This is a genomic window from Micromonospora sp. URMC 107 (assembly GCF_051386315.1).
Lineage (GTDB): Bacteria > Actinomycetota > Actinomycetes > Mycobacteriales > Micromonosporaceae > Micromonospora.
Map to the genome: position 1 here is coordinate 1 of NZ_JBPQTK010000165.1, position 11,000 is coordinate 11,000.

Here is an 11,000-nt window from a genome sequence, read left to right on the forward strand (position 1 = left end):
TGGTCCGGCCGGAGCCGGTCGTCCCGGGCGGCCCCTGAGCCCGGCCGCGATCCGTCGTCGTCCCGGCGGGACCGGTGGTGGCGGGGCCGGTCGTCGTGCCGGGGCCGGTCGTCCGGGTCGTCGTGCCCGTGGCCCGGCCAGGAGCGGTCGTCCGGCTCGCCCTGCCAGGGCTGCTCCTCCTGCGCCGGGGACCAGCGTCCCGCGTACCCGCCGCCGTACCGGGTGCCCCGGTCGCCGGGAACGGACGCGGCACCGTCCACGATGGTGTGCCGCGTGGTGACGTGCACGGTCTCGGTGTGCCGCACCACCCCGAGCGGGCGGGCCGCGGGCTGGCTCCCCGGCTCCGCCGGCCGGGCCGCCCCGTACACGCCGGCCGTCCCGCTGGCGGCCGGCCGGTCCGCGCCGTACCCGCCAGCCGTTCCCGGGGCCGGCTCGTCCGTGTCGTACCCGCCGACCTGGCCGGGCGCGGGCCGCTCGGCCCGTGGAGCCGGCTGCGGCCTGCGGATGGGCTCCTCGTCGTCCCGGTCGGCGCGCCCTCGGCGGGGCACCGCGTCGGCCTGCTCCGGCACCCGCTCCCGGCCGGCGACCGCGTCGTCCACGGAGGCCCGCTCCCGGCCGGCGACGGCCGGGGCGTCGACCCCGGCCAGCGCGGCGCTGCTGGCGTCCAACCGCCGACGCAGCGCGGTGATCTCCTCCTGGGCCCGCTGGGCCTGGTCGAGCGCCTGGTTGCCGCGCTGGGCGGCGGCCACGATCTCCCCGCGCAACTCGCGGCGGAGCTGCTCGATCTCGTCCAGCAGCTCCTCGGTCCGGGCCGGGCCCGCGCCGTCCGGACGCAACGCGATCGACAAGCCGATCAGGACGACGGCCAGGATGGCGAGCACGGCCGCGAAGCGCAGCGGACCGTTGCTGTCGGCGACGAGCAGGATCAACGCCGCCACCGGCGCCAGGGCGACACCGGCCCAGAAGAACACGGTGAGCAGCGACGGGATGCGCTTGTCGGCGGGGGCGACCGGGGCTGGCATGGGTCCGCAGCCTACCGAGACCTGCCGCGCCTGGGAAAGGGGTGAACAGGGCAACCGACATCTTCACCGCCGATCGCCCCGTCGGCGTCGACCGACCGGCTGCGCGGCTCGACGTCGGCCGCCGGCGGCACGGGGCCACCGGCGGCCGGCCGAAGGTCAGCCGACGGCCAGTGCGCCGTCCGAGGAGAACACCAGGCCCACGCTCGCGGCCCCGGTCTTCAGCGCGTTCTTGGTCTGCGGGCCGCCCTGGTCCAGCGAGCTGAACGAGCCGGCCTTGAAGTCGTAGACCTGGACGAGCCCCGCCTGGCACTTCGGCCGCTGCGGGCACTCCGGCGGCCCGGCCAGCACCGTGGCCTGGCCCGAGCACTTGGCGGCCAGCTCGGAGAGCGTGCTGACGCCGTACTTGTCGGCGAACGCCTTGGTCACGGCGAAGGCGTTCTGGTCCTGCGCCGCCGCCGGCGTGCCGAAGACGAGGCCCACCTTGTCGCCGGCCGCCTTGAGCGCCGTGACGGTCTTGTCCAGCTCGGGCGAGGACACCGGCTGGGCGTCCTTGCCGTTGGCCTTGGTGTTCAGGAACTCGGCCATGGTCGCCGCGTACTCCGGGATAACCTGGATCTCGCCCTTCTCCAGGGCCGGCTCGTAGAGCTCGCGGTTGCCGATCTGCTGCACCTTGGCGTCGTAGCCGGCGGCGGTCAGGGCGATCTTGTAGAGCTCGGCCAGGATCTGGCTTCCGGTGAAGTTGGCCGCGCCGATCACGATCTGCCCGCCGGGCCCCTTGGCGATGCCCGCGGTGACGTCGTTGGCCGCCGCGAACTCCTCGGCCGCCTTCTGCGCCGTCTTGCGGTCGACGTCGACGGCCTTGTTGAGCTGGATCAGCTTCGGCGTGTCGAGCGCCGCCGAGACCTTGTCCAGCGCCGCGATCAGCTGCGGATTGGCCGCGTCGGCGTTGACCGCCGGGATGACGTTGTCGGTGTTCTGGAGCTTCTTGTCGTCGTCGAGGACGACGAGCTGGTCACCCGCGACCGGCGCGCAGCCGGCCCCCGAGGCCGCCTGCTCCGGGGCGTCCGTGCCGGAGGAGCCGGCGTCGCCGCAGCCGGTCAGCAGCCCCGCCGCGGCGAGGGCTCCCACCGCACCGACGGCCAGGCGTGTACGTGCGCGCATCATTGCCCGCCTTCCGTGTCCCGGCGCGACCCTGCCGGGCCGGCCGCGTGTCCGACGGGCGATCTTCGTCCGGCCGCCCGCTGTGTCCCACGGGCGACTCCCCTGGGGCCGCCCGGTCTCCCACCCAACATCTTCCACGCGGGACCGACAACCCGGGAGCGAGTTTGTCACCGGATCGTCACCGCGTGCCTCGGCGGGCAGGCGCTCCGGCGTGCGGGTGGGCGGACGACGCTCAGCCGCCGGCCACCGCCTGCGCCGCCCGGCGACGCGCCCGACGGCGGCCGGCCCGCAGCGGGCGCGGCGTGACCAGCCGCTCGACCAGGGCCAGCACGAGTTCCAGCAGCATGGCGAGCCCGGCCACCAGCACGCCACCGGCGATGATCTGGCCGCCACCGGCGGCGATGTCCAGCCCGAAGCCCGCCCGGATGATCTGGCCCAGACCGCCGCCGTTGACGAACGACGCCAGCGCGGCGGTCGCCACCACCTGCACCGCCGCCGTGCGGAACCCGGCCGCCAGGTAGGGCACCGCCAGCGGCAGCTCGACCCGGCGCAGCAGCTGCCACCCGGAGAAACCCATCCCGCGCGCCGCGTCCCGGGCCTCCGGATCGGCCTGCCGCACTCCCGTGTACGCGTTGGCCAGCAGCGGCGGCACCGCGAAGACGGCCAGCGCGACCACCACCGACGGCCGGCCGAAACCGAGGAAGGTCAGCGGCAGGATGGTGAGCAGGGCGAGCGTGGGGACGGCCAGCGACACGTTTGACACCAGCACCACCAGGCCGCCGCCTCGGCCGGTGTGCCCGAGCCAGAGCCCGATCGGCCAGGCGACCAGGCAGCCGAGCGCCACCGCCGCCGCCGACATCGACAGGTGCTCGCCCAGCCGGTCCAGGATGCCGCCCGGGTTCGTCCAGTTCAGCGGGTCGTTGAGCCAGACCAGCGCCGCCTCGACCGGATTCACCGGACCCGCCTTTCGTTCGCGACCGCGGGACTCCGCTGCGCTGCGTTCCTCGCGCTCACCGGGCCCGCTTCAGCCAGGGGGTCAGCAGCCGGCCCGCGCCGGCCAGGACCAGGTCGAGCACCAGGGCGAGCAGGACGCAGAGCAGCGTCCCCGTCATGATCTGCGCCTTGTAGAAGTTGTTCTGGAAGCCGGCGAAGATCAGCTGCCCGAGACCGCCGCGCCCGATCACCACGCCCACGGTCACCAGGGCCACCGTGGAGACGGTGGCCAGCCGCAACCCGGTGAGGATGCCCGGCAGGGCCAGCGGCAGCTCGACCCGGAACAGCCGGCCCCAGCGGCCGTACCCCATCCCCTCGGCCGCCTCGCGGACCTCGGGGGGCACCTGGTTGAGCCCGGCGACGGCGTTGCGGACGATCACCAGCAGCGCGTAGAGGACCACCACGCTGAGCGCGGTCACCGCGCCGATGCCCAGGTAGGGGGCGACGAACGCGAAGAGCGCCAGCGACGGCACCGTGTAGAGCACCCCGGTGAGGGCCAGGACCGGCCCGGCGAGCGAGCGGTACCAGTACGCGGCCACCGCCAGCGGCAGCGCGATCAGGGCGGCGATCAGCACCGCCCGGGCGGTCAGCGAGGCGTGCTCACGCAGCGCGGCGAGGATCGTGTCAGAGTTGTCCCGCACGTACTGCCAGGAGAACCACGGGTTACCCGGGTCGGCCCGGTAGCTCAGGCGGAAGGACATGTGTGGACGTTACCCCGGAGGGCACCGCCCCCGCCGAGCCGCGCGCGGCGTCGATCGCCCTGGAGGGCATCCGCAAGCGCTACCCGGACGGCACCGAGGCCGTACGCGAGCTGAGCCTGGACATCCGGGCCGGGGAGCTGGCGGTGCTGATCGGACCGTCGGGCTGCGGCAAGTCCACGGTGCTCCGGATGGTCAACCGCCTCATCGAGCCGACCGGCGGCCGGATCCTGCTCGGCGGCGAGGACGTCACCCGGGTCGACCCGGTCCGGCTGCGCCGCCGGATCGGCTACGTGATCCAGAACGTCGGGCTCTTTCCGCACCAGACGGTCAGCGCCAACGTCGCCACCGTGCCCCGGCTGCTCGGCTGGCCCCGCCAGCGCAGCCGCCGCCGGGTCGACGAGTTGCTGGAGCTGGTCGGGCTCGACCCGGCCACGTTCGGCCGCCGCTACCCGCACGAGCTCTCGGGCGGGCAGCGGCAGCGGGTCGGGGTGGCCCGGGCCCTCGCCGCCGACCCGGTGGTGCTGCTGATGGACGAGCCGTTCTCGGCCGTCGACCCGATCGTGCGGACCCGGTTGCAGGAGGAGTTCCTCCGGCTGCAGGCCGAGGTGCGCAAGACCATCGTGCTGGTCACCCACGACCTGGACGAGGCGGTCCGGCTGGGCGACCGGATCGCGGTGCTCTCCGAGGGCGGGCGCCTGGAGCAGTACGACACGCCGGCCGCCGTGCTCGGCGCGCCCGCCACGCCCTTCGTCCGGGAGTTCGTGGGCGCGGACCGGGGCATCCGCCGGCTGGCGGTCACCCCGGTCACCGGCGAGGCCGTCGAACCGCTGCCGGAGACCGGGTTGGCCGAGCTGCCGACGATGCCGGTCGGCGGCTCGGCGTACGACGCGCTGGGGGTGCTGCTGACCTCGTCCGCCGACCGGGTCGTGGTGACCGACGCAGGGCGGCCGATCGGCGTGCTCAGCCGGGCGCGGCTGCTCGAACTGGGCACGCCCGGGCGGTGAGGGGCGGCCGGGTCAGGCGCGACCGCCGAGGCTGGCCGTGCCAATGATCCAACCGGAGAGGAAGCCGTAGGTCGCGCCGGTGCCACCCGCCTGGATCGCCGTGAGCAGCGACGGCTCCGGGCCGAGGAAGGCGGCGAGCAGCGAGGCGAACCCGCTGGCCAGGACGTACGCCGCCCAGCCGGAGAAGAACTGCGTCCCTGACCCCTGCACCCGCGCCACCTGCGAGGTGGGCAGCAGGTAGAGGAAGAGCGCCGCGAGGATGACCAGCAGGACGGCCCGCAGGTTCGCCACGAGCAGGTTGCCGGTCGCCCCGTCACCGTCGAAGTGCCACGCCGGCCAGGAGAGCAGTTGCAGGTACCAGCCGCCGGCGGAGTTCGGGTCGGTGCCGGCGGCCCAGCCCACGTACGCCGGGCTGCCGCAGACCGCGACCAGGAGGAGCGCCGCGAGCGCGCCCGTGCCCGCCGCCGTCCCGTAGCGACCGCCGGTGCGTGCCGGGTTGGTGAGCGCCATGATCGGATCAGTTCCCGGCGGACCACGGGGGGCAAACCTGCCCGGGGTCGTCGGTCGCCGTCACCCTCGCGGGTGCTTCATCAGGTAGTCGATGAACGCGGCCCGCAGCAGCGGCGCCGACTCCTCGTAGCCGTGCCCGGTCAGCTCCCGCCAGAGCGCCGCGGCCTCGTCGATCGTCGGCCCGACCGAGTTGGGCGCGCCGTCGAGGGCGGCGGCCTCGTCCGCGTTCGGCAGGTGCCGCAGCACGGACCAGAAGAAGCGCACGTCGCGGCGCTCCCGGGCGACCGCGAACGCCCGCTCCCGCAGCTCCTCAGTGGACAGCGCGTCGAGCTCCTCGAACGACGGGCCGGCGGAGGTCGATGGTGTGTCGGTCATGCAGCCGAGCCTAACCGGCGAGATCACTCCCGGCCGGGTGGACGCGGCACCGGCTCACCGCCCGCCGGCGTCCCACCGGCGCGGACCGTTCTCCCAGCCGGGGTCGCTCCAGGGGTCCACCGGACTCTCGGAGGACCGCCTCGGCACGGCCGGCGGCCAGTCGCCGACCGGCTCCGGGTCCGCCGGGGGCGCCGTCCAGCCCGCGCCGATCCGGCCGTCCCCGGCGGGGACCGGCTCCGCCGCCGCGCCGGTCGCCGGCCGCCCGTACGCCTCGACCAGCCGCGTGACGAGCAGCCCGACGCCGATCGCCACCGCGCCGACCGCCCACCGGCTCACCGTCCAGCCCCGGGCCTGCGCGTACGCGAGGAGGACGGTGACCAGGCAGACCGCCAGCAGGGTGCCGAAGATCCCGCCCCGCCGGCCGTAGGCGCTGGTCCCGGCGAGCAGCGCCAGGCCGACCGCGAGCACCGTCCAGTCCAGCCCGGGGTCCGGCGCGACCGGGGCGATGTCCCGGCTGGCGGTGAGCATGCCGGCCAGCGCGGCCAGCACCGTGGAGCCGACGAGCGCGCCGGAGGTGACCACCGCCGCCACCGCGCCCCGGCGCCGGGCGGGATCCACGACCGGGCGGAACCGGCCGACGACCCGGCGGACGGCCCGCACCGAACCGAACAGGCCGCCGAGCACCGCGACGGCCGCGAACCCGACGAAGAGGTGCAGGGCACCGCGCTCCGGGTCGTAGTCACCCTGCGGCAGGACCGCCGCGGAGCGCTGTTCGACGTACACGATCACCGCGGCCGCGCCGGCGAGGGACGCGGCCCAGCCGGGCACGTGCAGCACCACCACGACCAGCGCCAGGGCGAGCCCGCCCAGCGCGGCGACCGCCAGGGCCGGTCCGGCGGCGGCCTCGGCGCCCCGGTCGCCCTGCTCGGCGACGTGCAGCGCGGCGGCGACCGCCACCGGGCCGACGGCCAGGTTCACCGCGGCGGTACGCAGGGTCAGCCCGGCGGCCAGCGCCAGCAGCCCGAGCACGACCGCGTCGAGGAGCAGGGACCGCAACCCGTCGCCGCGCAGCGCGGCCGGCTCCTCCCGCCAGAGCAGGTACGCCAGGACGCCCAGGCCGGCCAGGAGCAGCAGCTCCCAGACGACGTGCACGGCGAACCGGTCGCGGCCGGGCTCGCCGTGCGCGGGGTCGTCGAAGACGTTCTCCAGGACCGAGGCGGGGATGCCGGACGAGGGCTCGGGGGACGGCTCACGCCCCGGTTCGTCGTACCGCATGACGCCGCCTCCCACGTGGCCGCCCGTCCAACCAGGTCCGACGCGCGGGCGGACCGGGGCGGCGTTGCTCTCCGGTCGCAGGCACCGTACCCGCGCGGGAGGCCGGGCGTAACCCCCCGGGATCAGCGCGGGCCGGGGCGGCCCTCCCGGCCGCCGGGCTCGCGGTCCTCGTCGTCCTCCTGCTCGGGGACCCGGCAGGAGCGCTCCAGCCAGAGCGCCGCCGCCACCAGCGCCAGCCCGGCGAGCAGGCCGGCGCCGGCGATCGGCCGGTCGTCCATCGCGGCGTCGGTGCGCTCCACGAGGAGCCAGCCGGTCAGCCCGGCGTAGAACCCGGCGAAGATCGCGCCGGCCAGCGCGGACGCCTTGGCCAGCACCACGAACCGGGCCACCAGCAGCGGGTTGACCGGGTCGCGGCCCGGCCTGCGCTCGATGCGCCCCCGGGTGTTGACCGCGGCGTACGCCTCCAGCACGGCCAACGCGGCGAGCGTGACCACCGGCAGCCAGGGCAGGTCCGGCAGATAGTCGTAGTAGAGGGTGCTGATCAGCAGCCAGGCCAGCGCGGCGGCGCCGAGACCGGCCACCACCAGGGTGGAGATCCGGGTCGGGCCCATCCGGGACCGCTCGGGGCCCGTCCCGCCCGGTCGTGGGGATCGTGCCTGCGTCATGCCGGCCGGCTCCACTGGGTCATGCGGTCGACTCTATCGCCAGATCCGGCCGGGGGCGCAGATCCAGCGCGTCGTCGGCCGCCGGACCGTTGTTGAGCAGGTCGGTCAGCCAGCCGTGGCCGGGCAGCCGCCCGTACGGCTGGAGGTCGATCCACGGCCGCAGCACGAAGGCCCGCAGGTGGGCCCGGGGGTGCGGCAGGGTCAGCTCGGGGTCGTCGCTGAGGACCGGCTCGTCGCCGTCGGTCCACACGGCGATGACGTCCACGTCCAGGGTGCGCGGCCCGAAACGCCGCTGCGGGTCGCGGGTCCGCCCGGCGGCGCGCTCCGCCGCCCGGGCCCGCTCCAGCCAGTCGTACGGGGTCGCGGCCGGGTCCTCGGCGAGCAGCACGGCGTTCAGGTACGCGGGCTGGTCCGCGTCCCCCCACGGTGGAGTCTCGTAGACCCCGGAGACCAGGAGCACGCTGTCGCCGAACGCCGAGACGGCCGAGCGCAGGTGGGCCAGCCGGTCGCCGAGGTTGCTGCCCAGGGAGAGGACGGCGCGGGTCACCGGTCCCGCCGCCGCGTCATCGTGACGGCCACGTCGGTGAAGGCGTGCGGGACGGGCGCCTCCGGCTTGTGCACGGTGACCGTGGCGGCCTCGACCCGGGGGGCGGCCAGGCAGACGGCCAGCAGCCGGTCGGCGAGCGTCTCGATCAGGTTGACCGGCTCGCCGGTCACCACCGCGACCAGCCGCTCGGCCAGTTCGCCGTAGTGGACGGTGTCGCCCACCTCGTCGGAGCGGGCCGCCGGGGCGAGGTCCATCTCCAGCACGGCGTCGACGACGAAGTCCTGCCCCTGCTCGCGTTCGAAGTCGTACACCCCGTGCCGGCCGTGCGCCCGCAGGCCGGTCAGCTGGATCCGGTCGGTCATCGGTCTCCTCCGTGGTCGGCGGCGCGGTCCGCCCCGGCTCCGGCGTGGGCCGGGCGGACCCCGCCGGTGAATGCGGATGCCAGGCGGGGCGCGCCGGTGGCCTGCCAGACGGCCAGGGCGTCCACGGTGGCGCGGACGTCGTGCACGCGTACGCCCCAGGCGCCGGCCGCCACCGCGAGCAGGCTGGTGGCGACGGTGGCCACGTCGCGGCCGTCCGTGGGGCGGGGGGTGCCGTCGGGGCCGGCCAGCAGCCGCCCCAGGTACGACTTGCGGCTGGACGCGAAGAGCAGCGGGAAGCCGAGGTCCAGCAGCTCGGACAGGTGCCGGCTCAGTTCCCAGTTGTGCGCGGCGGTCTTGGCGAAGCCCAGCCCCGGGTCGACGACGATGCGGTCGGCGGCGACCCCGGCCCGCAGCGCCTCGTCGACGCGGCGGCCCAGCTCGGCGCGCACGTCGGCGACCACGTCGGCGTAGCGGGCCAGCTCCCCCATCTCGCGGGAGTGCCCCCGCCAGTGCATGAGCACCCAGGGGCAGCCGGCGTCCCGGACCACCCGGGCCATGTCGGGGTCGGCGAGGCCGCCGGAGACGTCGTTGACCACGGCCGCGCCGGCGACGAGGGCCGCCTCGGCGACGCGTGCGCGGGTGGTGTCGATGCTGACCGGCACGCCGGCGGCGGTCAGCTCCCGGATCACGGGCACCACCCGGGCCGTCTCGGTCTCCGCGTCGACGCGGTCGGAGCCGGGCCGGGTGGACTCGCCGCCGACGTCCACCAGGTGGGCGCCGTCGGCCTTCAGCCGCACGCCGTGTCCGACGGCGGCGTCGAGGTCGGCGTACCGTCCGCCGTCGGAGAAGGAGTCGGGCGTGACGTTGAGGACGCCCATCACCACCGGGGTCGAGGCCCGTACCAGATCGGTCACGGCTAGACGGTACCGGTCGACCGGGCCGCCCCGAGCGGGCCGGGTCGAGGGCGGTGACATGCGCATTCGAACGGGTGTACGATCGGTCGTCCGGGTCGGATCGGGCAGACTCTTCGCGGCTTGTCGCAAACAGTGGGTGCCCGTACGCTTTGGAATTGCCCGGCATCGAGATGGCGAAGCCTGGAGGGAGGGCCGAAGCGGGAAAATCCGCCCAAAGCTCACCACCCTCCGTGGTGGGTAACGAACGCAGGGTCGCCGACGCTGCGCACAGGGAGCACCGTTCCCGCCAGGCATGCCTACTGCACCACCGCGGCGCCGCCGGCCGCGACTTGGGGAGGTTCCAGTGATCGCCATCGAGCTGATGGACACGGCGACGTCCGCCGCCGCCCACACGCTCTCCGCCCTGGCGTCGACTCCACTCGCCGAGCCCGCGCCCAAGGGCATCGACACCGAGGGTGTCGTCACCTTCTTCGCCAGCAAGATCGCACCGATCCTGCTGGCCGTGCTGGGCGTCATCTTCATCGGGCGGGCCAGCCGGGGTGAGATCTCCAAGGTCCTCACCAGCTCGGCGATCGCGATCGTCGGGCTCGCCTTCATCGCCGGAGCCGCCACACTCTTCTTCATCGGCGACTACCTGATCGACCTGATCTTCGAATAGGCGCGGGCACGAGATGCGGCTGCGCACCGACGACGACATCTACCGGGCTCGCCTGGTCTACCTCGGGCCGCCCGGCTACACCCTTCCCGTCCACCTGCCGTACGCCCAGTACGGGCTGTTCATGCTGCTCGTCCCCCTCTACATGTTCATCCACTGGCTGTTCACGTTGCAGGTCGAACTCTTCCCCGCCTGGGAGATCGCGCTCGCCATCGTGAGCACCTCGTTCATCTTCCGGTACGTCGACCCGGACCGGCCCGCGCGCATGGTGATCCGCACCGCGCTGACCGACTGGCGGCGGACCCGGGAGCCGGCCGCGGAGCAGCGGGACCCCCGCCTGGTCGGCAGTCGGATCAGGATCCGGGAGGAACTGGCATGACCGGTCGCACCCCGACCAGGCAGTCGAACGACGCGGATGAGGCGGTCGCATGAATCGCAGTTCCACGCCGGGTTCCCCGGCAGGGCGCCCGGCCGTCCCGCACGGTAACCGTGCGCGGTCGTTCGACTACCCGGACAACCCCGAGGCGGACGAGGTCGCCCTCGACCCGGCCCTGGTGACCAGCCCCGGGCACGGTGGCGTGGGCGTCTTCCAGGCGCCCCGTCCGGCCCCACGCCGGACGCCGCCTGCCGAGCAGCAACCCGCCGGCACCGGCGACAGCGCCGACATCGACTCGCCCTTCCTCGACCTGTTCGGCGGCACGCGCCCCCGGCCGGCGGCGCCGTCGCAGCGGGCCAGCGGGCGGGAGCACCCCGCCATCGGACAGCAGCCGGCCGCCGCTCCGGCGGCGCTCCCGCCGGCCCCCGCCCCCCTGCCGC

13 protein-coding genes and 2 pseudogenes are annotated in these 11,000 nt (G+C 75.1%); 4 read left to right on the forward strand and 11 right to left on the reverse strand.

The features are described from left to right. From ACSNN9_RS25555 to ACSNN9_RS25570, 4 genes and pseudogenes are all read right to left on the reverse strand, one after another. Positions 1–1,022 (reverse strand): annotated as a pseudogene (locus tag ACSNN9_RS25555) (hypothetical protein); the annotation flags it as partial. A gap of 156 nt (positions 1,023–1,178) precedes the next feature. Then, positions 1,179–2,183, reverse strand: coding sequence for a glycine betaine ABC transporter substrate-binding protein (locus ACSNN9_RS25560; RefSeq protein ID WP_436675756.1), 1,005 nt, complete (start codon positions 2,181–2,183; stop codon positions 1,179–1,181). 232 nt (positions 2,184–2,415) lie between these two features. Then, complete coding sequence (locus ACSNN9_RS25565) at positions 2,416–3,138, reverse strand: ABC transporter permease (protein ID WP_436675757.1); 723 nt, start codon at positions 3,136–3,138, stop codon at positions 2,416–2,418. A gap of 55 nt (positions 3,139–3,193) precedes the next feature. Then, positions 3,194–3,877, reverse strand: a complete 684-nt coding sequence (locus ACSNN9_RS25570) for an ABC transporter permease (protein WP_357879194.1) — start codon at positions 3,875–3,877, stop codon at positions 3,194–3,196. 2 nt (positions 3,878–3,879) lie between these two features. Between ACSNN9_RS25570 and ACSNN9_RS25575 the strand changes: the two genes are divergently transcribed. Beyond that, entirely contained in the window at positions 3,880–4,881 is a 1,002-nt protein-coding gene (locus tag ACSNN9_RS25575) for an ABC transporter ATP-binding protein (protein WP_436675758.1), read from the forward strand. Positions 4,882–4,893: 12 nt separating this feature from the next. Here the strand turns inward: ACSNN9_RS25575 and ACSNN9_RS25580 are convergent, their stop codons facing one another. From ACSNN9_RS25580 to folP, 7 genes are all read right to left on the reverse strand, one after another. Further along, a complete protein-coding gene (locus ACSNN9_RS25580; protein ID WP_436675759.1) occupies positions 4,894–5,391 on the reverse strand; it encodes a hypothetical protein in 498 nt (165 codons plus the stop codon). Between the two features lie 60 nt (positions 5,392–5,451). Next, positions 5,452–5,766: a hypothetical protein gene (locus ACSNN9_RS25585; protein WP_357879185.1), complete on the reverse strand. Its 315-nt coding sequence runs from the start codon at positions 5,764–5,766 to the stop codon at positions 5,452–5,454. A 54-nt stretch (positions 5,767–5,820) separates the two neighbouring features. After that, positions 5,821–7,041 (reverse strand): ABC transporter permease, encoded by a 1,221-nt coding sequence (locus ACSNN9_RS25590; RefSeq protein ID WP_436675760.1) that lies wholly within the window; start codon positions 7,039–7,041, stop codon positions 5,821–5,823. Positions 7,042–7,163: 122 nt separating this feature from the next. Further along, entirely contained in the window at positions 7,164–7,706 is a 543-nt protein-coding gene (locus tag ACSNN9_RS25595) for a DUF3180 domain-containing protein (protein ID WP_358089442.1), read from the reverse strand. 19 nt (positions 7,707–7,725) lie between these two features. Further along, positions 7,726–8,253, reverse strand: coding sequence for a 2-amino-4-hydroxy-6-hydroxymethyldihydropteridine diphosphokinase (gene folK, locus ACSNN9_RS25600; RefSeq protein WP_357879177.1), 528 nt, complete (start codon positions 8,251–8,253; stop codon positions 7,726–7,728). Next, positions 8,250–8,615 carry a dihydroneopterin aldolase gene (gene folB, locus ACSNN9_RS25605; RefSeq protein WP_436675761.1) on the reverse strand — a complete coding sequence of 122 codons (366 nt, stop codon included), beginning with the start codon at positions 8,613–8,615 and terminating at the stop codon, positions 8,250–8,252. Before folB ends, folK begins: the two co-directional genes overlap by 4 nt. After that, the gene (gene folP, locus ACSNN9_RS25610; protein ID WP_436675762.1) at positions 8,612–9,529 is read right to left on the reverse strand and encodes a dihydropteroate synthase; all 918 of its coding nucleotides are present in this window, start codon (positions 9,527–9,529) and stop codon (positions 8,612–8,614) included. Before folP ends, folB begins: the two co-directional genes overlap by 4 nt. 343 nt (positions 9,530–9,872) lie before the next feature. Here folP and ACSNN9_RS25615 point away from each other — a divergent pair, with 343 nt between their 5' ends. From ACSNN9_RS25615 to ACSNN9_RS25625, 3 genes and pseudogenes are all read left to right on the forward strand, one after another. Next, positions 9,873–10,187, forward strand: a complete 315-nt coding sequence (locus tag ACSNN9_RS25615) for a hypothetical protein (protein WP_358089446.1) — start codon at positions 9,873–9,875, stop codon at positions 10,185–10,187. Positions 10,188–10,200: 13 nt separating this feature from the next. Beyond that, positions 10,201–10,563 carry a hypothetical protein gene (locus ACSNN9_RS25620; protein WP_089003089.1) on the forward strand — a complete coding sequence of 121 codons (363 nt, stop codon included), beginning with the start codon at positions 10,201–10,203 and terminating at the stop codon, positions 10,561–10,563. A gap of 49 nt (positions 10,564–10,612) precedes the next feature. Continuing rightward, positions 10,613–11,000 (forward strand): annotated as a pseudogene (locus ACSNN9_RS25625) (ATP-binding protein); the annotation flags it as partial.